The 23,753-nt window shown below is 71.7% G+C and carries 18 protein-coding genes; 9 read left to right on the forward strand and 9 right to left on the reverse strand.

What is annotated here, in order from left to right; translation table 11 throughout:
• The first annotated feature begins 363 nt into the window (after positions 1–363).
• Entirely contained in the window at positions 364–3,276 is a 2,913-nt protein-coding gene (locus ACFVYN_RS00015) for an aminotransferase (protein WP_389990326.1), read from the forward strand.
• A 3-nt stretch (positions 3,277–3,279) separates the two neighbouring features.
• Positions 3,280–4,290 carry a LacI family DNA-binding transcriptional regulator gene (locus ACFVYN_RS00020; protein WP_389990328.1) on the forward strand — a complete coding sequence of 337 codons (1,011 nt, stop codon included), beginning with the start codon at positions 3,280–3,282 and terminating at the stop codon, positions 4,288–4,290.
• Between the two features lie 27 nt (positions 4,291–4,317).
• Here ACFVYN_RS00020 and ACFVYN_RS00025 read toward each other — a convergent pair whose 3' ends face one another.
• The 4 genes from ACFVYN_RS00025 to ACFVYN_RS00040 all read right to left on the reverse strand — a co-directional run bounded on the left by ACFVYN_RS00025 (position 4,318) and on the right by ACFVYN_RS00040 (position 10,841).
• Positions 4,318–5,385 carry a LacI family DNA-binding transcriptional regulator gene (locus ACFVYN_RS00025; protein ID WP_389990330.1) on the reverse strand — a complete coding sequence of 356 codons (1,068 nt, stop codon included), beginning with the start codon at positions 5,383–5,385 and terminating at the stop codon, positions 4,318–4,320.
• Positions 5,386–5,505: 120 nt separating this feature from the next.
• Positions 5,506–7,890, reverse strand: coding sequence for a beta-galactosidase (locus tag ACFVYN_RS00030; protein WP_389990332.1), 2,385 nt, complete (start codon positions 7,888–7,890; stop codon positions 5,506–5,508).
• Entirely contained in the window at positions 7,890–9,647 is a 1,758-nt protein-coding gene (locus tag ACFVYN_RS00035; protein ID WP_389990334.1) for a beta-galactosidase, read from the reverse strand. The genes ACFVYN_RS00030 and ACFVYN_RS00035 overlap by 1 nt, the downstream gene beginning before the upstream one ends.
• A gap of 27 nt (positions 9,648–9,674) precedes the next feature.
• Positions 9,675–10,841: an MFS transporter gene (locus tag ACFVYN_RS00040; RefSeq protein WP_389990336.1), complete on the reverse strand. Its 1,167-nt coding sequence runs from the start codon at positions 10,839–10,841 to the stop codon at positions 9,675–9,677.
• Between the two features lie 132 nt (positions 10,842–10,973).
• On the opposite strand from ACFVYN_RS00040, the gene ACFVYN_RS00045 reads away from it, so the two are divergent.
• The 4 genes from ACFVYN_RS00045 (at position 10,974) to ACFVYN_RS00060 (ending at position 14,504) form a co-directional block, all read left to right on the forward strand.
• Positions 10,974–11,627: a transcriptional regulator gene (locus tag ACFVYN_RS00045; RefSeq protein ID WP_389990338.1), complete on the forward strand. Its 654-nt coding sequence runs from the start codon at positions 10,974–10,976 to the stop codon at positions 11,625–11,627.
• 65 nt (positions 11,628–11,692) lie between these two features.
• Positions 11,693–12,676, forward strand: coding sequence for a threo-3-hydroxy-L-aspartate ammonia-lyase (locus ACFVYN_RS00050; RefSeq protein WP_389990340.1), 984 nt, complete (start codon positions 11,693–11,695; stop codon positions 12,674–12,676).
• 130 nt (positions 12,677–12,806) lie between these two features.
• A complete protein-coding gene (locus ACFVYN_RS00055) occupies positions 12,807–13,166 on the forward strand; it encodes a cupin domain-containing protein (protein WP_389990342.1) in 360 nt (119 codons plus the stop codon).
• A gap of 636 nt (positions 13,167–13,802) precedes the next feature.
• A complete protein-coding gene (locus ACFVYN_RS00060; RefSeq protein WP_389990344.1) occupies positions 13,803–14,504 on the forward strand; it encodes an SDR family oxidoreductase in 702 nt (233 codons plus the stop codon).
• A gap of 21 nt (positions 14,505–14,525) precedes the next feature.
• Here the strand turns inward: ACFVYN_RS00060 and ACFVYN_RS00065 are convergent, their stop codons facing one another.
• The 4 genes from ACFVYN_RS00065 to ACFVYN_RS00080 all read right to left on the reverse strand — a co-directional run bounded on the left by ACFVYN_RS00065 (position 14,526) and on the right by ACFVYN_RS00080 (position 18,981).
• Positions 14,526–15,872, reverse strand: a complete 1,347-nt coding sequence (locus ACFVYN_RS00065; RefSeq protein WP_389990346.1) for a VWA domain-containing protein — start codon at positions 15,870–15,872, stop codon at positions 14,526–14,528.
• Entirely contained in the window at positions 15,869–16,726 is an 858-nt protein-coding gene (locus ACFVYN_RS00070) for an AAA family ATPase (RefSeq protein WP_389990972.1), read from the reverse strand. Before ACFVYN_RS00070 ends, ACFVYN_RS00065 begins: the two co-directional genes overlap by 4 nt.
• 152 nt (positions 16,727–16,878) lie before the next feature.
• The gene (locus ACFVYN_RS00075; protein WP_389990348.1) at positions 16,879–18,192 is read right to left on the reverse strand and encodes an FtsX-like permease family protein; all 1,314 of its coding nucleotides are present in this window, start codon (positions 18,190–18,192) and stop codon (positions 16,879–16,881) included.
• A 3-nt stretch (positions 18,193–18,195) separates the two neighbouring features.
• Positions 18,196–18,981, reverse strand: a complete 786-nt coding sequence (locus tag ACFVYN_RS00080) for an ABC transporter ATP-binding protein (RefSeq protein WP_389990350.1) — start codon at positions 18,979–18,981, stop codon at positions 18,196–18,198.
• 141 nt (positions 18,982–19,122) lie between these two features.
• Here ACFVYN_RS00080 and ACFVYN_RS00085 point away from each other — a divergent pair, with 141 nt between their 5' ends.
• The 3 genes from ACFVYN_RS00085 (at position 19,123) to ACFVYN_RS00095 (ending at position 23,537) form a co-directional block, all read left to right on the forward strand.
• Positions 19,123–19,767, forward strand: coding sequence for a hypothetical protein (locus ACFVYN_RS00085; RefSeq protein WP_389990352.1), 645 nt, complete (start codon positions 19,123–19,125; stop codon positions 19,765–19,767).
• Positions 19,768–19,827: 60 nt separating this feature from the next.
• A complete protein-coding gene (locus ACFVYN_RS00090) occupies positions 19,828–20,421 on the forward strand; it encodes a hypothetical protein (RefSeq protein ID WP_389990354.1) in 594 nt (197 codons plus the stop codon).
• A gap of 146 nt (positions 20,422–20,567) precedes the next feature.
• Positions 20,568–23,537, forward strand: a complete 2,970-nt coding sequence (locus ACFVYN_RS00095; RefSeq protein WP_389990356.1) for a family 78 glycoside hydrolase catalytic domain — start codon at positions 20,568–20,570, stop codon at positions 23,535–23,537.
• On the opposite strand, the gene ACFVYN_RS00100 is transcribed toward ACFVYN_RS00095, so the two are convergent.
• Positions 23,510–23,753, reverse strand: a 244-nt coding sequence (locus tag ACFVYN_RS00100) for an LUD domain-containing protein (protein ID WP_389990358.1), incomplete at its 5' end; no start/stop codon positions are given. The genes ACFVYN_RS00095 and ACFVYN_RS00100 overlap by 28 nt on opposite strands.

Consider the following 23,753-nt stretch of genomic DNA (forward strand, 5'->3'; position numbering starts at 1 on the left):
GGGGGGGGGGGGGGGGGGGGCGCGGCCCGGGGGGGGCGGGGCCCCCCCCCTCACGGGCGGCGGGGCCCCACGCCGCTGTGTGCCGGCAGCCCCACACCGCGGGCACACAAGGGACAAGCCACCGTGGGCCGCCGCCGCGGCTCCCCAGGGACCCATCGTGCGGGTCACCCGTTTCACTCGGGGTAATCCTGCGCGGCCGTGACTTGTGGGACCGAGGATGCGCCCGGTGACCGCCTCCGGCTCATCGCCGACAGCGCGGCCGGGGCGTTGACCGGGGAACACGGTTCGCTCTACCGTCGTCGCACGGAGTGCCGGAACGTTCCGGCAAAGCAGCGGCGCCTCGCCGCGGAAGCGGAGCGACCCATGGGCCTGCCGTCCACGGACTGGCTGGTGCGACCCGTCGCGCCGATCGACGAAGCCGCCGCGTCGGCCGTGCTGGCGACCCGGTTCGGGGTGCGGGGCGCCGTACGGGACCTGGGCAGCCAGCAGGACCGCAACTACCGGGTGCGCGGCGAGACGGGGGAGTACGTCCTCAAGGTCGCCAACCCCGCCACCCGGACGGCCGAGCTGCGGGCCCAGTGCGACGCCGTGGAGCACCTGACCCGTGCCCTGCCCGGCCTCCGGCTGCCCCGAGCGGTCCCCGGCACGGACGGTGACGTGGTGCAGCCCTTCCGCGCGGACGGAGCCGAACTGACCTGTCGGCTGCTGGAGTTCGTGCCGGGTGAGCCGATCATGGACAGCCGCTATCTCGCCCCCGCCGTCGTCGCCCGCCTCGGCGAACTCGCCGGACAGATCGCCGCGGCCCTCGCCGGCTTCACCGCCCCCGACCCCGACCCCGACCGCTTCCGGCCGTGGGACCTGCGCAACGCCCTCGAAGTGGTCGAGGCCCTCGCCCCGCACTGGCCCGACCGGGCTCGCGCCGACCAGGTGCTGAGCGCCGCCCGCACCGCCTACGCGCTCGTGGAGCCGCACGCGAAGGATCTGCCGGTGCAGTTCGTCCACGGCGACATCACCGACAACAACGTCGTCTGCGAGACGGCGGGGGACGGGCGGCGGATGCCCGTCGGAGTGATCGACTTCGGGGACCTCGGCACAGGATGGACCGTGGCGGAACTCGCGGTCACCTGCACCTCCGTGCTGCATCACCACGGCGCAGGCCCCGCCTCGGTCCTGTCCGCCGCCCGCGCCTTCGACGCCGTACGCCCGCTCTCCGACGGCGAGTCGGCCGTGCTGTGGCCGCTCGTCGTGCTGCGGGCGGCCGTCATGGTGGTCAGCGGGCAGTACGACGTCCTCCAGGACCCGGACAACGGCTACGCGTCCGCCGCCCTGGACCGGGAGTGGGCCATGTTCCAGTCGGCCGTCTCCGTCCCGGCGGAGGTGATGACGGCCCAACTGCGGGAGGCACTCGGCCGACCCCTGCCCCAGGTCGCCGTCGTACCCGCCCACCGCATGCTGCCGGACCTGCCCGACGGCATACCGGTTCTCGACCTCTCCCCGCAGAGCGACGACCTGCACACGGGCCGATGGCTGGACGCGGACGCCGAAGCCGCCCTGGCCGCCGGTCGGCCGGCGGCCCGCACCCGGCACGGCGAGTTCCGCATGACCCGGACCACGATCGACACTACGGACACCCCGGCGACATGCGCCCTCGGAGTGGACCTCCACCTCGCGGACCCCCTTCAGGTACACGCGCCCTGGGCGGGCACGCTGACCCGGCACGCCGACGGCACGCTCGACCTGCGTGGCGAGGGACCGGTCCTGTGGCTGTCCGGCATCGCCGACCCGGCCGCATCCGGTCCCGTCGCCGCCGGACAGCGCCTCGGCACCGTCGCCGAGCGGGACGGCAGGCACACCCTCGGAGTCCAGCTGTCGACCCTGGCCGACCGGCGCCCCCCTCGTTTCGCGACCCCGGCCCTGGCCGCCGGCTGGCTCGCGGTGAGCCCGGATCCGACGGCACTGATCACTGTCGGGCACGACCCGGGGGAGCCGTCCGCCGACAGGGATCTCCTCGACCGCCGAGACCGTGCCTTCGCCACCGTCCAGGAGCACTACTACGACGAGCCGCCCCGCATCGAACGCGGCTGGCGCCACCACCTCGTCGACACCCAGGGCCGCGGCTACCTCGACATGCTCAACAACGTGACCATCCTCGGCCACGGCCACCCCGGACTGAGCGACGCCGTGCACCGGCAGTGGCGGCGCCTGAACACGAACTCCCGCTTCCACTACGGCTCGGTGGTCGAGCTCTCCGAACGGCTCACCGCGCTCCTGCCCCCGGAACTGGACACCGTCTTCCTCGTCAACAGCGGCTCCGAGGCCGTGGATCTCGCCCTGCGCCTGGCCTGGGCGACGACCGGACGGCAGGACACGGTCGCGGTCGAGGAGGCGTACCACGGATGGACGTACGCGAGCGACGCGGTCTCCACCTCGATCGCGGACAACCCCAACGCCCTCTCCTCCCGCCCCAGTTGGATCCACACCGTGGCCGCGCCCAACTCCTACCGCGGCCGCCACCGCGCTGCCGAGGCACACCGGTACGGTCCCGAGGCCGCCGCGCGGATCACCGAACTCGCCGCACAGGGCCACCGGCCCGCCGCCTTCATCTGCGAGCCCTTCTACGGCAACGCGGGCGGCCTCCCCCTGCCCGACGGCTACCTCCGGCAGGTCTACGACGCCACCCGCGCCGTCGGCGGTCTGTGCGTCGCGGACGAGGTGCAGGTCGGCTACGGCCGACTCGGCACCCACTTCTGGGGGTTCGAGCAGCAGGGCGTGGTACCGGACATCGTCACCGTCGCCAAGGCGATGGGCAACGGGCATCCGCTGGGCGCGGTGATCACCCGGCGGGAGATCGCCGACGCCTACCGCACCCAGGGCTACTTCTTCTCCTCGGCCGGGGGCAGCCCCGTCAGCAGCGTGGTCGGACTGACCGTGCTGGACGCGCTGCGCGACGAACGGCTCCAGGACAACGCCCTGGAGACAGGCGGGTACTTGAAGCGGCGGCTGGAGGAACTCGCCGACCGGCACCCGCTGATCGGCGCCGTGCACGGCTCGGGGCTGTATCTGGGCGTCGAGTTCGTCCGGGATCGCGAGACCCTGGAGCCGGCGACCGAGGAGACGGCGGTGATCTGCGACCGGCTGCGCGAGCTCGGCGTGATCGTCCAGCCGACCTCGGACCGACAGTGCGTGCTGAAGATCAAGCCACCGCTGTGCCTGACCCGGCAGAGCGCCGACGTGTTCGCCGCGGCGCTGGACGACGTGCTGACCAACGGCTGGTGAGGCATGGTGCCGACCAGCAGCCCCGGCATGCCGACCGGGCCGGGCGCGCCCGCCACCCTCGCCGACGTCGCCCGTGGCGCGGGGGTCTCCAAGACCACCGCGTCGGACGCGCTGCGGGGCCACGGCCGGGTGTCCGACACGACCCGCCAGGCCGTCCTGGACGCCGCCCGGCGCCTCGGATACACGCCCAACAGGAGCGCCCGCACCCTGCGCACCTCCGTGACGGACACCATCGCGCTGCACATCCCGGAGTTCCTCACCAGCGCCGAGTACTACATGTCGTTCGTGTTCGGCGTCGCGGAACAGGCCGCGCGTGCCGGGCTGAACGTGACCCTGGTGTCCTCCGGCCGCCTCCCGCAGGCCGACGGGCTGATCCTGTGCGACCCGATGCCGGACAACCCGGTCGTGGACCGGCTGATCAACGCGGGGCTCCCGGTCGTCACGGCCGAGCGCTACGACGGCGACGGACAGCCCGCCGGCGTGGTCTGGTCCGATCACGGGACAGCCCTGACGGAACTCCTCGACCACCTGCGTACGAGGGGCGCCCGCCGACCCGCGCTCATCGCCTCCGACACCACCGCGGACTGGTCCCTCACCCTCCAGCGCACCTACGCGCGCTGGTGCGGCGCTCACGACGTCCAACCGCTGCTGCGCAAGGCGCCATTCGGCTCCTCGTCCGAGGTACTCCGGGACGTGGTGGGGAAGTTGCTCGCCGAGACGCCGGAGACCGACGCGATCGTATGCGCGGCCGACGGGGCCGCGGCGGCCGTCCTGCCCGAGATCCGCTCGGCGGGCCGGGTCGTGGGCGAGGACCTGCTGCTGGCGTCCTGCGTCGACAGCCCGGCGATGCGCACCGCGGAACCCCCGATCACGGCGATCGACCTGAGACCCCGTCACATGGGTGCGGAGTGCGTCCGGTTGCTCTGCGAGATACTCGCCGGCCAGGCGCCGCGCGGCACGGCCCGCACTCTGGCCATCGACATGATCGTCAGGGCGTCGACGGATCATCCCTGACGCGTCAGCAGCGGAGAGGTGATGCCCTCACCGCCCCGGCGCCGCCCCGCTGCTCGCGCGGATCACCAGGTCGACGGGGACGAGCGACTCGGGCCGGGGCGGCGGGGCCGAGTCGTCGATCCGGCTCAGCAGGAGCCGCAGGGACCGGGTGCCGATCTCCGCGAAGTCCGTGCGCACGGTCGTCAGCGGCGGCAGCAGATGCGCGGCCTCGGGGATGTCGTCGTAGCCCACCACGCTGACCTCGCCCGGCACCGAGCGGCCCGCCTCGTGGAAGGCGTGCAGCGCGCCGAGGGCCATCTGGTCGTTGGACACGAACACCGCGGTCACATCCGCGCGCCGGGCCAGCCGGCGCCCCAGGTGGTAGCCGGAGTCGGCGCTCCAGTCCCCGAACAGCGGCTCCGGGACCGGTGCTCCGGCCGCCTCCAGCGTGCCGCGCCAGCTCGCCAGCCGCTGGTCGGCGGAGGTCCAGCCGCTCGGGCCCGCGATGTGCCAGACGGTGGCGTGGCCGAGCCCCAGCAGATGCTCGGTGGCCTTGCGGGCGCCCTCCCGTGAGTCGCCGGTGACCCGCTCGGTCTCCGGGTCGAAGCCGTTCTCGAGGACCACCAGCGGGGTGTCCAGATGAGCGTCCGCCAGGGCGTGGCCCACCCACAGCTGCGGGGCGATCGCGATCACCCCGTCCGCGCCCTCGGCGGAGAGCCGGTCGACGGCCTCGACGACCGTGTCGTGCTCGGCCGTGTCCAGGGCGATGGAGCTGAGCAGATAACCGGCCTCCTGGGCGGCGGTGTTGACCGCGGTCAGGATCGCGGACGGTCCGTAGCGGGCCGCGTCGAAGGTGATGACCCCGACCATCCGCGTCCGCCCGCTGGCCAGCGACCGGGCGCTGCGGCTGGGCCGGTAGCCGAGCGTGCGCATGGCCGTCAGCACCGCCTCACGGGTCTCGGGGCGGACCGACGGATGCTCGTTGAGCACCCGGGAGACGGTCTGCTTGGAGACACCGGCCAGCCGGGCCACGTCGTCCATCACCGGGCGCGAACCGGCGAAGTTGCGTCGGCTGCGCCCCTTGGGCACGGCTTCCTCGGCGGCGCTTGGGCTCATGGTGGCGGTTTCCTCGACGTGGTGGGGGCGATGGTACGGCGGTTCCGGCCCGCCCGGGGAGCACAGCATAGGCGGGCCGGTACCGATGATCCGGCGGCGGCATCGGGGCTCCGGGGCAGGTCAGCCCGCCAGGACCGACCGGGTGTGCCGGGTGACCCACTCGGCGTGCGTGACGGTGGCCGTCTCCCGGGCACCGCGCGCCTGTTCGGGCAGATGGACCGGCGCCTGGGCGTGCAGCGGCAGCACCCGGAGCCGCAGCCCCCCGGCGCGCAGCGCGTCGGCGGGCAGCCGGTCCAGGCCGATGTCCCAGACCCGCCCGGCGCAGAACTGGTCGGCGACCAGCGTGTCCCCCACGTACGCCCGCCCCACGTCCCCGTTCCACCGCAGCCGCAGCAGCGTCCCTGGCGGCAGCCCGTCCGGCACCTCGACGTGGTACTCGGCGGCCACGGTGTCGAAGTACTTGTCGGCCGGGGCGCTCGCCCGGTCCAGGACACCGGTGACGGTCTCGGGAGCGGGCCCGGCGGCCCGTACGAGGGTGACCTCGGGCGCGGACCCCTCGACGGCCGGCGCCGCCCGGACCGCGTAACGGGTGAACACCCCGTCGGCGACCGCCTGAGTCGCCACCCCGTCCACCACGGGGGCCCGCTCGGGTGCGGGCAGTACGGCGAACGACGTCACCGCTCCCGAACCGTGCAGCCGTACCTCGTCCCGGTCGAAGACCACACCGTCATCGCTCAGCACCAGCCGCTCGGCACCCCACGCCTCACCCCGGTAGGCCGTACGGGCCGTCGCCGCGTCCAGCACCAGCAGGCCGACCCGCCCGCCCTCGGCGGTGTCCACCTCCACGAGGGCGTCGGTGCCAGGACACAACCCCGTCACCAGCAGCCGGTCGCCGACCGGGGTGACATCGCCGGTGGGCGTGTGCACCACCGAGACCGTGGCCGCGTCCAGGGCGAGTTCGGGCGCGATGCCGTCCGTCGCGGCCAGCACCAGGACCGTACGGCCGTCCACGTCGACCGTGCACACCGGCTGGGCGGTGGCCCACTCCAGCCGCAGACCGGCCACGTCGAGCCGCAGCGGCCAGCAGAAGTACGCGCCGCTCGGAACCGTGACGGGAACGCTGGGCAGGGTCAACTCGCCGCCGCTGGACGGGAATTCCACCGTGAACGAGGTCTCCGGATGCTCGGGGAGCTGTTCGTGCGGCTGGTGGTTGTTGACGAACAGGAAGCCCGAGGCGCCGTCACCGCGCACCGCCCAGCGCAGGGTGTCCCGGTCGAACTGCCCCTCCGGCCGCCGCTCGGGCAGCACCGACTCCATGGGCGCGATCAGGTGCCCGAAGTCCGCCAACAGCAGGTGCTGGAGCCGGAGTTCGTGATAGGTCCGCCGGTACTGGCCGTACTCGCCGAGCGGGGCCTGGAAGTCGTACGTCAGGACGGGCAGGTCGTTCGGGTAGCCGGTGGCGTGCGACTCCTGAAGGGTGCTGAGCTCACCCGCGGGGTTGGTGCCGCCGTGGAACATGTAGTAGCCCTGCCAGACCGAGCCGCAGCCGATCTTGGTGAGGCCGAGCGCGCCGATGTCGTCGGGGTCGACGTACGGCCGACGGTGGTACGACACCGCCATGCCGCCGCCCAACTCGCAGGTGGCCCAGGGGAACCGGTCCGCGAAGGCGTCGGGCTCGCTGCCGCGCACGCTGACCGGGCGCAGGTCGGATCCGATGCCCTCGTCGTCGCGCTGGTGGGTGAAGAAGAAGTGCTTGCGGCAGGTGTCGGGCCAGCCGCCGTCGGCCTCGGTCCAGAAGGCCTCGGTGTAGCCGCCGTAGAGCGGGAGCAGTTCGTCCGGCGGGAGTTGGACACCGCCCCATGCGGTCGAGGTCCACAGGGGGGCGCTCAGGCCGGCCTCCTGGGCCATCCGCTTCAGCGTGAGCAGGTGGCCGGGCTGGTCGTAGAGCTCGTTCTCGATCTGGATCGCCACGATCGGTCCGCCGTGGGCCCGGTCTAGGCCGTCCAACTGCTCGGCGATCGCGGTGAACCAGGGGCGGACGGCGTCCAGGTACACCGGGTCGTCGGTGCGCGGGACGCAGTCGCGGGCCAGAACCCAGTCGGGCAGGCCGCCGTTCCGGACCTCCGCGTGCGACCAGGGGCCCACGCGCGGGATGAAGTCCAGGCCGTGCCGGGCGCACAGCTCGGCGAAGCGGCGCAGGTCACGGTGGCCGTCGAAGCGGATACGGCCCTCGATCTCCTCGTGGTGGATCCAGATGAGGTAGCTGGCGACGGCCGTGACCCCGCCCGCCTTCATCTTCAGCAGCTCCTCCTCCCACTCCCCGGCCGGGTAGCGGGAGTAGTGGAACTCGCCGGACACCGGGAACCAGGGCCGGCCGCCGCGGGTGAGCCAGCGGCTGGTCACCTCGATCGGGTCGGGCACCCCGGGGGCGTCCGCGAAGGGCAGGTGCCCGGTCAGCGGAGGCCCGGCGGGGGTGGGGACGCGCAGGTGGTGGGGGCGGGGCATCAGTCGCTCTCCGGTCCGAGGTCGGGCGTGTCGGTGAGCTGGGCGCGCGTGCCCGTGGTGGCGTGCAGCTCCAGCAGGACCAGTTCGTTGGTGCCGGGGCGGAGGACGGGTGCGGGGACGTACAACGTGTGCTGCGGACCCCGGTTCCAGTAACGGCCGAGGTGGAAGCCGTTGACCCAGGCCTGGCCCTTGGTCCAGCCGGGCAGGGAGAGGAAGGTGTCCGCCGGGCTGTCCACCTCGAAGGTGCCCCGGTGGAAGGCGGGTACCGCGTCCGTGGTCGCCCCGGACGGGCCGAACGGCACGGCGGCCAGGTCGTCCAGCGGCACGGCCCGGCACTCCCAGCCGCGCAGGTCGCTGCCCTGGAAGGACACCGGCCCGAGCAGCCCCTTCGGCGCCCCGATGCGCGGCCCGTAGTTGACCCCGCCCATGTTCTCCACGAGCACTTCGAGGACGGCACCTGCGTGCGGCACCCGCACGGACAGCGTCTCGTCGTGCCGCTCCCGCTCCAGTACGCCCACCGAGGCGCCGTCGACGAAGACCTGAGCCCGGTCGCCGACCCCGCCGGGGAAGTGCAGCAGACCGTCGCCCGAACCGGGAAGCGTGGTGCGGTAGAGCACGTAACCCGTGTGCACGCCGAGCTCGTTCATCGTCACGGGGGCTTCGGTGGTGGTCGACGGCAGCCCTCGGACATACGACAGCAGCGGCGCCCGGTGGTCCAGGTCCACGTCCGTGAGCGGCAGTTTGGGCGCGGGTGCAGGGGCCGGCTCGTCGGGCGTGACCGTGTGCCGGGCGATCACCTCGCGGAACGCGTGGTACTTGGGACCGGGGTCGCCGCTCTCGGTGAGCGGGGCGTCGTAGTCGTAGGAGGTGACGGTGGGTTCGTAGGCGTGCTTGTGGTTGGCGCCGTTGGTGAAGCCGAAGTTGGTGCCGCCGTGGAACATGTAGATGTTGACCGAGGCGCCGGCCGACAGCAGTCGGTCCAGGTCGGCCGCGGCGTCGGCGGCGGGACGTACGTGGTGCGGGCCGCCCCAGTGGTCGAACCAGCCGACCCAGAACTCCGAGCACATCAGCGGACCCTCGGGCTGGTGGGCGCGGAGCGCGGCCAGGTTCTCCTCGACCCGGCTGCCGAAGGTGACCGTGGCGAGCGTGCCCGGGAGGGTGCCGGCCGCCAGGTGCCCGGCGTTGGCCTGGTCGCAGGTGTACAGCAGCTCCTCGACCCCGCGGTCGCGCAGTCCCTGGTGGACGTGCTTGAGATACGCGGTGTCGTCGCCGTACGCCCCGTACTCGTTCTCCACCTGCACGGCGATCACCGGACCGCCGTGTGCCGCCATGAACGGGCGTAGCGCGGGGAGGAGTTGGTCCAGGTATCCGTCGAACGCCGTCGTGAAGCGGGGGTCGCTGCTGCGCAGCCGGATGTCGGGGTCCGCGAGCAGCCAGGCGGGCAGGCCGCCGTCGTCCCACTCGGCGCAGATGAACGGCCCCGGGCGCAACAGGACGTGCAGTCCCTCGTCCTGCGCGAGGCGCAGCCAGCGGGGCAGATCGAGGAAGCCGTCCAGGACGAGGCTGCCTGGCTCGGGCTCGTGCAGGTTCCAGGGCAGATACGTCTCGATGGTGTTGAGGCCCATCAGCCGCGCCTTGCGCAGCCGGTCGCTCCACTGGTCGGGATGGATACGGAAGTAGTGCATGGCCCCGGAGATGATCCGGAACGGCTCACCGTGCAGGAGGAAACCGTCGGAGGACGTCGTCAGAGCGGGCATGCGGGGCAACCCTTCGATTCAGCGAATTCAGTGAGTTCGGGTACTGCGGACGAGCCAGAGGGTGGCGGCCAGACACAGCGCCGCGACACCGCTCAGCAGGAGTGGTACGGCCCGGATCCCGGACCACTCGATGGCCTTGCCCAGCGCCGGTCCCGCCGCCACACCGCCGATCATCGAGGCGGCGATGACCAGCGCGCCGGCCCGTCGGGCACCCGGGGCGGCCCGGTGCAGCCAGGGCAGGCCGGTGGGGAAGATCGGCGCGATGAACAGGCCGACACCCGCGTACGCGTAGGGCGCCAACTCCCGTACGGACGCCAGAAGCAGACAGATCGTCATGCCCGCGCAGGACACGGTGATGATGGCCTGTGCCGAGAACCGCAGGGCGATCGGGGCGACCAGGAAGCGGCCCACCGTCATCATCAGCCAGTAGACGGAGGTGGCGGTCGCGGTCACGCCCGCGCCGTATCCCACGGTCTCCAGATGCGTGGGCTCCCAGCCGCCCACGCCCGCCTCGATGCCCACGTGCAGGACGTAGAGGGCGACGAACACGGAGAGTACCGAGGCCAGGCTGCGGCCGAGCGCGCCGGGGGAGTCGGAAGCCGTGCCGGAGGGCTGGGGCGCGTGGTCCCGTACGCCCTTCAGGCACAGCAGCAACGGCAGGTTGGCGAGCGCGAAACCGAGGAAGACCGCCGGATAGTGCCCGGCACCCACCACGCCGATCAGCGCCGGACCGAGGATCGCGCCGACGCCGAAGTGCGCGTTGAGGATGTTCAGCATCGCGGCGGAACGGTGGCCGAAGCCGACCGCGAACAGCTGGTTCAGGCCGTAGTCGATGCCGCCGAAGCCGAGGCCGGCGAGCAGCGCGGCGGTCAGGGCGACCGGCCAGTTCGGCGCGAGCGCGAATCCCGCCGCGCCGAGCGCCATCAGCAGGTACGAGGCGCCCAGGATCCGCCGGTTGCCGATCCGCCCGAAGAGCCGGTCGAACAGCAGGACGCCGGCCACCCCGCCCACGAAATGGGCGCTGAGACCGAGCCCGGCTCCCGAGGGAGACAGGCCGAACTCCTCGCGGAACGCGGGGATCGCCGGACCGTACAGCGCCTGGAGCGCGCCGATGAGCACGAAGCCGACGCAGGAGGCGACCACAGCGGCCGGGCTGAAGACCGGAGTGCGCGCGGGCGCCAGCGTCGAGGACATGGACGTTTATGTTACCGGTAACATCCGGTGCGTCAAGATCCGCGGACAAAGACGGAAAGGGAGGGGGATTGGACTGGTGGTCCAGTGTCTGGATTGCTAGTCTAGACGGACTGGTGAGGGTGGGAGGGTGTGATGGAGGCCGAGCGGGACGCGATCATCGCCGCGCTCACATCGGTCGTCGGCGGGATCGCGGCGACCTTCGGACCGGTGTGCGAGGTCGTGCTGCACGACTACCGAAAGCCGGAGAGTTCGGTGGTGGCCATCGCCGGCTCGGTGACCGGGCGCACGGTGGGCGGGGCGATGAGCGAGATCGGCATGCGGATGCTCGCCCGGGGCGACGAGGCGGCCGACGAGCTGAACTACGTCACACGGACCGATACCGGAAAGCTCGTCAAGTCCTCGACGATGCTGCTCCGGGACTCCTCGGGCGCGGTCTTCGGCGCGCTGTGCGTCAATGTCGACGTCACCGCGGCGAGCGAGGTCCATGCACTGCTGGGAGCCCTGGCCGGGACCGTCCCGACCCCCCAGGAACCGCCCGTCACCACCTTCGGCGACGACATCGACTCCGTCGTCGACGTCATGCTCGACGAGCACCGGCATCAGTCGTGGGCACTGCTGGACCGCGCCGGGCGCCTGGACCTGTTCCGCAGCCTGGACGAACGCGGCGTGTTCGCGGTCCGGCGGGCGATCGAGCAGGTGGCCGGACGGCTCGGGATCTCCCGCGCCTCCGCCTACAGCTATCTGTCCCAGTCCCGGAAACAGGCGAACACCGGAGGGCATTCATGACGACCGCTGGAGGGCACCCGTGACGACCGCTGGAGGGCACTCGTGACGACCATTGGAGGGCACTCGTGACGACCGTCACCCCGCCGGTCACCCTGGACGACGTCCTGGACGCGGCCACCCGGCTCAAGGGCGTCGCGCACCGCACACCGGTGCTGCGCTCGCGGACCCTCGACGCCCTGGTCGGCGCCGAGGTCCTTCTCAAGTGCGAGAACTTCCAGCGGGTCGGCGCCTTCAAGTTCCGCGGCGCCTACAACGCGGCCTCCCGGCTGACCCCGGAGCAGCTGGCCCGGGGCATCGCCGCCTACTCCTCCGGGAACCACGCCCAGGCCGTCGCCCTCGCCGCCCGTGAACTCGGCACCACCGCGGTGATCGTCATGCCCGAGGACGCCCCACGCTCCAAGCGGACGGCCACCGAGGGCTACGGCGCCGAGATCGTCACGTACGACCGCTACACCGGCGACCGCGAGGCCATCGCCGAGGCCCTGGCCACCGAGCGGGGCCTGGCGCTCATCCCGCCCTACGAACACCCGCACGTGATGGCGGGACAGGGTACGGCCGCTCTCGAACTCCTGGAGGAGACAGGGGAGTTGGGCGCGCTGCTCACGCCGGTCGGAGGCGGCGGGCTGATGGCGGGGAGCGCCACCGCCGTCAAGGGGCTGCACCCGGGCATCCGTATGGTCGGCGTGGAACCCGAGGCCGGCGACGACACCAAGCGGTCCCTGGAAGCGGGGCGGCGCGTCAGCATCCCGGTGCCGAAGACCATCGCCGACGGACAGGCCCTGCACACGCCCGGCGAGCTGACCTTCTCGGTGAACCGGCGGCTGGTCGACGAGATCGCGCTGGTCTCCGACGACGAGATCCGCGCGGCCATGCGGTTCGTCTTCGAGCGACTGAAGATCGTCGTCGAGCCGAGCGGCGCGACCCCGCTGGCCGCGCTGCTGAACGGACGGGTGAGCAACCTTCCCGAGCGGGTCGGGGTGATCGTCTCCGGTGGCAATGTCGACGCGGAGCGCTTCGCGCGGCTCTTGGCGGGCGGGGACCTCGCCTGAATGGCAGTCCCGGCCGAACGGGCGCAGGATGGAGGGATGGGGCTCGGCCCCCGCCGGTGCTGCCCGGCGTGGGTGGGAGACGGAGACCGGCCCCGGCCGTGGTCGAACACGGCCGGAAGGGAGAGCCGTCATGTTCGAGATCAAGGCGCTCGACAAGCCGGACGAGCGCAGGGACTTCCCCAAGGGGCATCTCGAAGCGGTCCACATGTCCGGACTGGACTTCGCCGTGGGCACCTTCGAGCCCGGCTGGCGCTGGTCCGAGTCCGTGGCACCGATCGCGGGCACCAAGAGCTGCGAGGTCCACCACAACGGCTATGTGGTCCAGGGCCGTATGCACATCGTCATGGACGGCGGCGGAGAGGGCGAAGTGGGGCCCGGCGACGTCTTCGTGGCGGCGCCAGGGCACGACGCCTGGGTCGTCGGCGACGAGCAGTGCGTGGTGTACGACTTCGCGGGGGGCATGGCGAAGGAGTACGCGAAGAGCAAGTAAGGCACGTCCGACCCGGGCCGTCACCTCTGCGGGCCGTCACCTCGCACATGGTGATGACGATCTTCGCGCGCGCGTGCTCCACCTGCAGCGCCGGATGGCCCCGGCCGCCTCGTCGAGCGGTTACGTGCGCTCGACGGCCGGGGCGATCCTGCCTGCCGCGGCGAGTTCCCGCAGGACCCGGAGAGTGTCCTTGCGCGCCTTCGCCCGGAGTGGGGTAGCCGTTGCCGCACGAAAGGGGAGAGGAGCAGCCCCCGGAGCGTGAGTCGCACCGGGCCGAGGACGCTGCCGCCCTCGTTCCCGCCCCCGCCGGACAGGACGACCGTGCCGGCGGGAGTCGCAGCGCGCCGCAGATCGCCCGGTGAACGATTGCCCACCAGGTCCAGCACCACGTCGTAGCGGAGTCCAGCGCGGGCGAAGTCCTCCCTCGTGCTGTGCCGACCGCCTCGACCTGCCTCCACTTCAGTGTGTCCGCCGAGCCGTACCGGCACTGGACGACTGCCTTCATGGGCCCCCGTGGCCCCCGTTATCCCGATCCGGGAGCGTAGGGAAGCATCCTCGCCTTGCCATTGGAAACTGATCGGTTTACTCTAGTGGGTAGGTAAACCAATCAGTTTCTCAATGTTCCTGGAGACTCCCATGACCACCATCGAAGGTTCCGTCGCCCTGGTCACCGGCGGCAGCCGCGGCATCGGCCGGGCACTGGTGACCGCGCTGTACGAGCGGGGCGCGAAGAAGGTGTACGCCACCGCCCGCGACCCGAAGACCGTGACCCACCCGGACGCGGTGCCGCTGGCCCTCGAGGTGAGCGACCCCGCCTCCGTCGCGGCCGCCGCCGAACAGGCCCAGGACGTCACGCTGCTGATCAACAACGCCGGCGCGTCCGTGAACGCGAACTTCCTGGACTCACCGGTAGAGGACGTCCGCCGCGAGTTCGAGACCAACTTCTACGGCCCCCTCCTCGTCACCCGCGCCTTCGTGCCGGTCATCGAGCGCAACGGCGGCGGCCACATCCTGAACGTCCACTCGGTACTGTCATGGATCGGCCTCGCCGGCTCCTACAGCGCCTCCAAGGCGGCCTTCTGGTCGCAGACCAACTCCCTGCGCCTGGACCTGAGGCCGCGCGGCATCGAGGTCACCGGACTGCACGTCGGATACGTCGACACGGACATGACGGCGAAGGTCGACGCCCCGAAGGTCAGTCCCGAGAGCGTGGCCGCGCAGGCCCTCGACGGCATCGAGTCCGGCGCCTACGAGGTGCTCGCCGACGACCTGACCCGACAGGTGAAGGCCGGACTCGCCGCGGATCTCGGGGCCCTGTACCCGCAGTTGACGGCCTGAGCCGACCGGATCCCGGCCCGCTCAGACCGGCAGCAGCCGCCCCACCAGCGCACTGAGCTGGCGGACATTGCGGCACTCGTGCATCTCCACCAGCTCGGCGTACTCGTACGCGGCCGAGTCGCCCGTGCCCCACTGCGCACGCGCCTCCGGGTTCAACCAGTGGACGCGGCGGGCCCGTTCGGTGATCTCACGGACGGCGGGCAGGTTCGGGTCGCTCATGTTGGTGCGGGCGTCACCGAGCACGAACACCGTCGTGCGCGGGCTCAGCGCATCCGCGTACAGCGACGCGAACTCTCCCAGTGCCACCCCGTAGTCGCTGCTGCCGTGCCACCCCGTGAGCGTGGCCTCGTCCCGGATCCGGGCGCCGAGCCCCGCCGCGTCGGCCGCCCCGTGCTCGAGGAGTCGGGTGACCTCGTCGAGGCGGTTGACGAAGGCGAACACCCGCACCTTGCTGAACTGGTCGTGCAGCGCCTGCACCAGCAGCATCGTGAAGTCCGAGAACCCCGACACCGAGCCCGACACATCGCACAGCAGCACCAGTTCGGGCCGGGCGGGCCGGCGGCGGCGCAGCACCGGTTTCATCGGCACCCCGCCCGTCGACAGCGAACCGCGCAGAGTCCGCCGCAGATCGATGCTGCCCCGCGCGGCACGGCGGCGACGGGCCGCGAGCCGGGTAGCGAGCTTGCGGGCCAACGGCTGGACCGTACGCCGCAGTTCGGCCAGCCGGTCCTTCCCGGCGAACAGGAAGTCGACCCGGTCGGTCGTCGGAGCCACCGCCCGCCGCGCGATCTCGTCCCTGTCCCGCCGCTCCGCCACCCGCCGCCGGGCCTCCGCCGCCACCAGCGCGCGGAACGCCTCGATGCGCCGCCGGATCTCGTCCTCAAGGAGCCGGTCGGTGAACCCGGACATGCCCTGCCGCCCCCGTACGTCGTCGCGCACCCGCGCGAGCAGCGTCTGCGGGCGCAGCCGGTCGAGGGTCTGGTACGACGACCAGCCGTCCGAGGAAGGGGAGTTGCCGTATCCGCCGAACCCGTCGACGGCCTCCGCGGCGAGGCGGGCCATCAGGGTCTCGTCGTTCGCGGCGAGGGCCTTGGCCAGACGCTCGCGCAGCTCCTCGCGGTCCACGGGGCCGGTGCCGGGCGCGCCGACGCCCCGCGGGAAGTACAGGTCGAAGACCGGGTCGAACACCGGCCGTTGGGCCGTGCTGTGCAGCAGGGTCGCCGCCAGGCCCTCCCGTAGCAGCTCCCGGTCGGCGAGTCCGAGCGCCTCGACCGCCTGCGCCGCGTCCACCGTCTCGCCGGTCCCGATGCGCACGCCGTGCGTACGCAGGGCACCGACCAGGGAGGTGAGCCGCTCGGCGGTGCTCACACCGCGTCCAGGTCGAGCTTGGCCCCGGCCTTGAGGATGTCGTCCTGATGCTTGAGGAGCACGCCCAGACTGTCCCGTACGACGGTCTCGTCGAGGTGGTCCGCGCCGAGCGCGAGCAGCGTGTGCGCCCAGTCGATGGTCTCCGCGACCGAGGGCACCTTGCGCAGGTCCATGGCCCTGAGCGCCCCCACCACCCGGACCACCGACCTGGCCAGCGTCTCGTCGAGCCCCGGCACCTTCAGCCGTACGATCCGCCGCTCCAGCTCCTCCTCGGGGAACCCGATGTGCAGGAACAGGCAGCGGCGGCGCAGGGCCTCCGACAGCTCGCGGCTGGCGTTGGAGGTGAGGACGACGAAGGGGCGGCGGGACGCGGTGATCGTGCCCAGCTCGGGGACCGTGACCTGGAAGTCGCTGAGCACCTCCAGGAGCAGGCCCTCGACCTCGACGTCCGCCTTGTCGGTCTCGTCGATCAGCAGCACCGTGGGCTCGTCGCCGCGGATCGCCGTCAGCAGGGGCCGGGAGAGCAGGAACTCCTCGCTGAAGATGTCCGTGCGCGCCTCGTCCCAGCTCTCGTTCCGGCCTGCGCTGATGCGCAGCAACTGCTTGGCGTGGTTCCACTCGTACAGCGCCCGGGACTCGTCCACGCCCTCGTAGCACTGGAGGCGGACCAGCCGCGCCCCGGCGACCTCGGCCACCGCCTTGGCCAGCTCCGTCTTGCCGACCCCGGCGGGGCCCTCGACCAGGAGCGGCTTGCCGAGCCGGTCGGCCAGGAAGACGGTCGTGGCGACCGCGGGCGAGGCGAGGTAGCCGGTCTCGGCGAGGCGTGCGGAGACGTCGTCGACGGATGTGAACAGCAACGGGGCCTCCAGGGCGGCGCGAACTCGTTCCGTCAACTATCTAAGCGCTTGTTCACCCTGTCTGTAAACGAGGTCGAAGGCCGACGGACGCGGACGCGGGGCAGCAAGAAGGGCGTCACCGAAGTGACGCCCCCGCCGTCCACAGCTCCTCATGCCGCCAGGTCCACCGCCTCCACCGCCGGAGTACGCAGCACCCTGCGGGCCGTGGCCAGGCTCGTCCCGACCGTCGCGGCCGACGCGATCGCCACCACTGCCAGCCAGATGCCGAGCCCCTGGTGGGGCAGCACCGAGTCGCTGCGGACGACCGTGAACGGGATGATCCCGGCCAGCGCCGCCACGGTGCCGAAGAACATCCCGACCGCCGTGAGGATCAGCCCCTCGACGCCCACCGTGCCCAGCACCTGCCCCGGGCTCGCCCCGGCGAGCCGCTGCTGGCCGAACTCCCGGCCGCGGTAGGTCGTCGCCGCGTACAGCGAGTTGACCAGCATCACGCACACGAACACCACGATGATGCCGACGACCGTGAGATTCAGCGTCTGCAGGTTCTTCGCGTCGACCGTTCTGACCACGCCCGACGCCTCCATGGCGTCGCTCTCCACACCCTGCATGTACAGCGTGGCGACGGACACCGCCGTGAAGAGGATCAGCGACATCAGGATCCCGGAAAGGTGATCCACCCGCTGCCGCAGGTTCCGCACGGCCAGCCAGCCGCTCGCGCCGGTCAGCGGCAACCGGTCCAGGACCCCCTTCAGCAGCCGCGGCGCGAGCAGCGCGAACCCCACGGACAGCAGGATCGCCCCATAGGCCGGCGTCGCCATGAGTGCCTCGTCTGTCGCCGAGAAGGCGAAGGTGGAGATCACCGACGCGGCCCCGACGCCGAGCGCCGCGCAGGCGAGGAACGTTCGCGCCCGGCTGCCCCGCTGCCGACGCCGGCGCGTGGCGCGTCGTACGGCGAGGAAGGCGGCGCCCGCAGCAGCGACGAGGGTGATGTCGACGCCCGACATCAGCGCGACGACACCGAAGGAGTGGTCCACGTTCTGTGCGACCTGCCCGCTGTCCCGGAAGACGTCCAGCAGTGCCCGCCCGCCGAGCATCGCCGGACCGATCGCCAGCACGGCACCGATCAGGGCGACCGCCACGGACTCGCCCACGACCATCCGCCTGATCTGCCCCGGCGTCGCCCCCGAACAGCGCAGCAGCTCCAGTTCACCCGCACGATGACGCACGATGACCGTCAACGTCGACGCCACGGCGAAGAACACCAGGAGGGTGCCGTAGCCGCCGACGACACTCGCGGAGGTGGTCAGGGTGTCCGAACTCACCGGATCCACACCCGGCTGACCCGCCGTGTCGTACAGCGAGTTGAAGGTCATGATGATCCCGGCGCCCAGGAAGGCGGCCAGCAGGGTCGCGAGGAACCGTCCGGGCCGTTGCCGTACCGACCGCATCGCCAGCATGAACATCGCTCACACCCCCACGCTCACGTCGTCGCCCAGGTGCGCGAGGCGCTCGGCCACCGCGTCCGGCGTCGGAGCGTCCATCCGGCCCGCGAGCCGGCCGTCCGCGAGGAACAGCACGGAGTCGGCGTAGGAGGCGGCGACCGGGTCGTGGGTCACCATCACCACGGTCCTGCCGTGCACCCGCACCGCCTCCTGGAGCAGCAGCAGCACGTCCCGCGCGCTACGGGTGTCCAGGGCGCCCGTCGGTTCGTCCGCGAAGATCACCCGGGGGTCCGCGACCAGCGCGCGGGCGATCGCCACGCGCTGCCGCTGACCGCCGGAGAGCTGGTCGGGCCGGTGCCCGAGCCGGTCGCCGAGACCGACGGCCGTCAGGACCTCCCTGACCCGCCTCCGGTCGACCTTCCGGCCGGCGAGCTTCAGCGGCAGGACGGTGTTCTGGGCCACGGTCAGCGTCTCCAGCAGGTTGTACTGCTGGAACACGAACCCGATCCGCCCGCGCCGGAACCGCGTCAGCTCCGCCTCACCGCCGCCCGTCAGCTCCGTGCCGTCCACCCGCACGATCCCGCTGTCCGGCCGGTCCAGACCGGCCGCGCACTGCAGCAGCGTGGACTTGCCGGACCCCGAGGGACCCATCACCGCGGTGAACGTGCCCCGGGCGAGGCTCAGCGTGACCCCGTCCAGGGCGGTCACGGCACTGTCGTCCGTGCCATAGGTCCTGCTGACCTTCACCAGCCGCAGCGCCTCGGCGGCGGGTCCCGTGTCGTACGTACGTCGTGAGCCTGTCCGAAACATCGTCGTCCCCCTTCGTCCGGCACGCCGTGTGCCCTGCTGAAGAAGCTACGGAGCCGCGGGCCCGGGGACATTGGGCGCAGAACCCGTCTTCCGAGGTGTACTCAGTGACACCCTCCCGCGGATACGGCAGGGTTGACCGCCATGACCGACGGAATAGCCTGGCTCGCCGCACCGCAGTCCATCGCCTACGGCGGCTACAGCGTGGTGATCGCCCCCGACCTCGAATCGGAATCGCTGGCGAGACGGATCGCCGAGACCGCTCACAGGTCCTTGAAACCCCGCCCCGTCGGAGAGCTCACCGGCCGCCAGGTGCAGGACCTGCTGGAGGGCCTGTACGACGAGGTCACCAAGGGGATAGCCCTGCGTCACGGCGAGCTCGACGAGTGGTCGTACGTCATCAAGTACGGTGGCTGGCAGGGCGAGTTCGGCACCGGCAGCCGGCCGGTCGACCGCGGCGGCCTGCACGTCTTCCACCTGGAGTACCAGGAGGAGAACGGCAAGCCGGTGCCCCCGAACTTCGCCTATCGCCACGACGAGAACCTGATGTGCGCGTTCAACCTGCACCTGGACGGGAGTTGGGGGTACGGCAGCCCCGAGGGCGATCCCGAGGTGGTCGCCGCCGTCCAGGAGCAGCTCACCGCGGCCGGACTGCCCGACGAGGAGTTGGACCGCCGTGCCGTGCACCGGGCCTGCCTGGAGGTGCTCCAGCGGCACTTCGGCCTCACCCTGCCCCGCGAGCGGATCCTGGAGGACACCCTGCCCACACTCCTGCTGACCGGGCCCTGAGCAAAGGGCCTGTGGAAGTGGCGCGGGGCGTTGTCAGTGGGGCGTTGTACGTTTCCGGGCATGGGGATCTATCTGGTGAGCGTGGGTGCGCAGGAGTGGTTCGACGCGGACGAGGAGGAGGGCCGGGGGGCCGTCGCCGCAGGACTGAACGAGGAACTGCGCCGCCGGGGGCTGCCGCCGTACGAGTCCGTGCCCGAGGAAACGGAGTTCGTGCGGGGGTCGGGGCTGGCGTTCGAGGAGAAGTTGGTGCCGCCCATGGACGGCTTCGTACGGCTGGCGGATGATCATCTGGCGCCTTCCGAGACGGAGGCCCTCCTCGACTGGTCCGTGCTGGTGCCGGTGTCGCTCGACGCGGAGGTCGAACTGCCCGTCGAGTCCTCCTACTCGGACACCACGGTGATCGCCGGAGCCCCGCAGATCCTCGGCCTCGCGCGACGGCTGGCCGAAGCCGTGCGCCTGCCCCTCGACGAGATACCCGAAGCCTGCGACAACCTCGACCTGACCACGTGGTTCCTCGACGGCGAGGCGAAGCGGGTGGCGGCCGCCCGGCCCGGACCGTGGGCCGAGGACCTGGACGCCGCCTTCTACGTGGCGCTGTACCTGCGCGCCGCCCAGCACTGCCTGCGGCGCGGCTGCCCGATCGTCTACAGCTGACGTGACGTCAGCGTAGGAGGGGTTTCCGATTTCTGAACGGTTTCAACGCGCGACGCGGACAGTGGACACCCGTCCCATTCGCCAGTAGCTTCGACCGCCGAACCGGCTGAATCGATACAGCCCCGGGCCGCCGAAGGGACCACGGTATGACCGACGGAGTCCAGCACACCGCCGTCGAGGGCCTCACGGTGGAGCATCGCACCGACCCGCTCGGCGTGGACGCGGCCCGCCCTCGATTCGGCTGGCGCACCGCGTCCCGGGTTCGCGGCCGACGTCAGACGGCGTACCGCATCCTGGTCGCGTCCACCCCCGACCGGCTGGCCGAGGGCCGCGCGGACGTCTGGGACAGCGGCCGGACCGACTCCGCGGACTCGGTGGCCGTGCGCTACGCGGGCCCCGAACTGCACGCCTCGACCCGCTACCACTGGACTGTCCAGGTCTGGGACGAGACCGGGCGCAGGCTTCCCGAGGCCCCGGCGGCCCGTTTCGAGACCGGCCTGCTCAGCACCGACGGCGTGGCCGGCTGGGACGGCGCGCAGTGGATCAGCATGGCGGGCAAGGCGCCGAACAGCGCGGGCGCGCCGCTCCTCAGAAGGCAGACGGTCCTGAAAGCGGGCCAGGTGCGCGAGGCCCGGCTCTACGTCTCCGCGCTCGGCGTGTACGTGGCCTACGTCAACGGCCGCCGGGTCTCCGTGCCCCAGGACGGCGGCACCACGTACGAACTCCTCACCCCGGGCTGGACCAACTACGACACCACCGTCAGCTACTTCACCTACGACGTGACCGGCCTGCTGGCGGAGCAGCCCCAGGTCACCCTCGCGGCCGTGCTGGGCAACGGCTGGTACAACGGCCGCGTCTCCGACACCAGCGTCTATTACTCCGAGGCCGGCAACCGCCTGGCCCTCAAGGCCAAGCTCCTGATCCGCTACGGGGACGGCTCCACCCAGACCGTTGTGACCACCCCCGGTGACGACTGGCGGGCCACGGACACCGGCCCCTACCGCGCCGACGACATCTACGACGGCCAGACCTACGACGCCCGGCGGGAACTGCCCGGCTGGGCCGCGAACGGCTTCGACGCCTCCGCCTGGTCCGCGGTCGAGGAGCACGACTTCACCACCCGGTTCCCCGACTCCCGACTGGTCGCCTACCCCGGGGAGTCGGCCCGGCTGATGCCCGAGTGGGACCGCAGGCCACGGTCGGTCAGCGTCTACACCGGCGGCAGCGATCTCGTCGCCGACCCGGCCCGCACGGTCAGCGACCCCACCGAGGCCGCCACAGCCCCCCTCACCCTGCACCCCGGCGACACCGCCGTGATCGACCTCGGCCAGAACCTCGTCGGCGTCCCCCGCTACACCCTCCGCGGCCCCGCCGGAGCCGAAGTCGCCTTCAGGCCGGGGGAGATGCTCAACGACACCAGCGCGGGGGCGGACGGCCCCGAGGGTTCCGTCTACCGGGCCAACCTCCGCTCCGCGGAGGCGACCAGCACGTACATCCTCAAGGGCGACCCGAACGGGGAGACCCACGAGGACTCCCTGTCCTTCTACGGCTTCCGCTACCTCTCCGTCACCACGTCCGCCACCGTCACCCTCACCGAACTGACCGGCAGGGTCGCCACCTCCGCGCTCCGCGACATCGGCACCGTCGAGACGGACGACTCCGACATCAACCAGCTGATCAGCAACGTCCGTTGGGGCCAGCGCGGCAACTACCTCTGGCTGCCCACCGACTGCCCGCAACGCGACGAGCGCTGCGGCTGGAGCGGCGACACCCAGGTCTTCGCCCACACGGGCCTCTACAACACCGACGCCGTCGCCTTCCTGAGCCATTTCCAGGACATCCTGATCGACTCCCAGCGCACCTACGGCGCGGACGGCGCCCAGTTCACGTGGATCGCGCCCGGCGCCCGCTACAACGATCCGGTCCCGGCGAGCGGTTGGGCGGACTGCGGGGTCGTCGTCCCCTGGACCGTGTGGCAGATGAGCGGGGACACGACCATCGTCGACCGCAGCTGGGACGCGATGACGGTCTACATGGACTGGATCCGCGGGCGCACCGGTGACACCTACGCCGGACAGGGCGCGGTCTTCGGCGACTGGCTGGCCTTCCAGGTCACCAGCACCCAGCTCGTCAGCGACGCCTACTACGCCTACAGCGCCCGGCTCATGGCGGACATGGCCCGTGCCACCGGCCGCACCGCCGAGGCCCACGCCTACGAGGAGCTCTTCGGCCACATCAAACGGGCGTTCGTCACCAAGTACCTGAGCACCGAGGACGGGCGCCTCACCGTGCGTTCCAGCCTCGGCTCCCCGCCGCCGTGGACCCCGGGAGACAGCCCCACCCAGACGGAGGACGACAGCCAGACCGCGCTGCTCTGGGTCCTCAAACTCGGCCTGTACGACACCGAGGACCAGCGGCGTGCCCTCGTCGAGCTTCTGGCCGAGAACATCGGCAACTCGGCCGCCTACAAGGCCGCCCACCCCGACAGCACCCGTGTCGGATACGCCGAGAACACCCTCTCCGTCGGCTTCCTCGGGGTGAACGTCCTGGCTCCCGTCCTCACCGAGGAGGGGCAGGTGGAACTGGCCTACAAGGTGTTGCACCAGGACGCGATGCCGTCCTGGCTGTACTCCGTGAAGAACGGCGCGACGACGGTCTGGGAGCGCTGGAACTCGTACTCGAAGGAGGACGGGTTCGGGCCGGTCGAGATGAACTCGTTCAACCACTACGCCTACGGCGCGATCATGGAGTGGATGTACGAGAGCATGGCCGGCATCGCCAAGGACCCGGCCCACCCGGGCTTCAAGCACTTCTTCCTGCGGCCCCACCTCGACCCGACCGGCAGGATCACCCGGGTCACCGGCGCGCACCGGTCGCCGTACGGCGAGATCGTCAGCGCGTGGGCGGTACGGGACAGTGAGTTCACGCACCGGGTCGCGGTCCCCGCCAACAGCACCGCGACCCTGCGCATCCCCACGGCCGACCCCGGCTCCGTGCGCGAGGGCGGCACAGCTCTGTCGGACATCGAGGGAGTGCGGTACCTGGGTTTCGAAGACGGTACCGCGTCCTTCGAACTCCCCTCGGGACGCTACGAGTTGACCTCCGCGCTGGTCTGAGCGTCCACCAGCACCACCTCCAGGGTGCGCGGACCGTGCACCCCCTCGACCCGGTCCAGCTCGATGTCACTGGTCGCCGAAGGGCCGGAGATCCATGTCAACGGGCGTACCGGGTCGAGGCGTTCGAGAGCCTGCGGCACGGAGGAGACGACCTGGTCCGGGACGCGTACGACACAGATGTGGTGGTCCGGGACGAGGGTGATGCGGCGGCGGCCC

It is taken from the genome of Streptomyces sp. NPDC058307 (assembly GCF_042880295.1).
GTDB lineage: Bacteria > Actinomycetota > Actinomycetes > Streptomycetales > Streptomycetaceae > Streptomyces.

What these genes read in the sequence shown, in the direction of transcription:
- ACFVYN_RS00030 (WP_389990332.1), bottom strand. Translation starts at nt 7,890, where the DNA reads ATGCCCCGCCCCCACCACCTGCGCGTCCCCACCCCCGCCGGGCCTCCG.
- ACFVYN_RS00035 (WP_389990334.1), bottom strand. Translation starts at nt 9,647, where the DNA reads ATGCCCGCTCTGACGACGTCCTCCGACGGTTTCCTCCTGCACGGTGAG.
- ACFVYN_RS00025 (WP_389990330.1), bottom strand. Translation starts at nt 5,385, where the DNA reads ATGAGCCCAAGCGCCGCCGAGGAAGCCGTGCCCAAGGGGCGCAGCCGA.
- ACFVYN_RS00090 (WP_389990354.1), top strand. Translation starts at nt 19,828, where the DNA reads ATGGGGATCTATCTGGTGAGCGTGGGTGCGCAGGAGTGGTTCGACGCG.
- ACFVYN_RS00040 (WP_389990336.1), bottom strand. Translation starts at nt 10,841, where the DNA reads ATGTCCTCGACGCTGGCGCCCGCGCGCACTCCGGTCTTCAGCCCGGCC.
- ACFVYN_RS00095 (WP_389990356.1), top strand. Translation starts at nt 20,568, where the DNA reads ATGACCGACGGAGTCCAGCACACCGCCGTCGAGGGCCTCACGGTGGAG.
- ACFVYN_RS00055 (WP_389990342.1), top strand. Translation starts at nt 12,807, where the DNA reads ATGTTCGAGATCAAGGCGCTCGACAAGCCGGACGAGCGCAGGGACTTC.
- ACFVYN_RS00080 (WP_389990350.1), bottom strand. Translation starts at nt 18,981, where the DNA reads ATGTTTCGGACAGGCTCACGACGTACGTACGACACGGGACCCGCCGCC.
- ACFVYN_RS00060 (WP_389990344.1), top strand. Translation starts at nt 13,803, where the DNA reads ATGACCACCATCGAAGGTTCCGTCGCCCTGGTCACCGGCGGCAGCCGC.
- ACFVYN_RS00075 (WP_389990348.1), bottom strand. Translation starts at nt 18,192, where the DNA reads ATGTTCATGCTGGCGATGCGGTCGGTACGGCAACGGCCCGGACGGTTC.
- ACFVYN_RS00045 (WP_389990338.1), top strand. Translation starts at nt 10,974, where the DNA reads ATGGAGGCCGAGCGGGACGCGATCATCGCCGCGCTCACATCGGTCGTC.
- ACFVYN_RS00085 (WP_389990352.1), top strand. Translation starts at nt 19,123, where the DNA reads ATGACCGACGGAATAGCCTGGCTCGCCGCACCGCAGTCCATCGCCTAC.
- ACFVYN_RS00015 (WP_389990326.1), top strand. Translation starts at nt 364, where the DNA reads ATGGGCCTGCCGTCCACGGACTGGCTGGTGCGACCCGTCGCGCCGATC.
- ACFVYN_RS00020 (WP_389990328.1), top strand. Translation starts at nt 3,280, where the DNA reads ATGGTGCCGACCAGCAGCCCCGGCATGCCGACCGGGCCGGGCGCGCCC.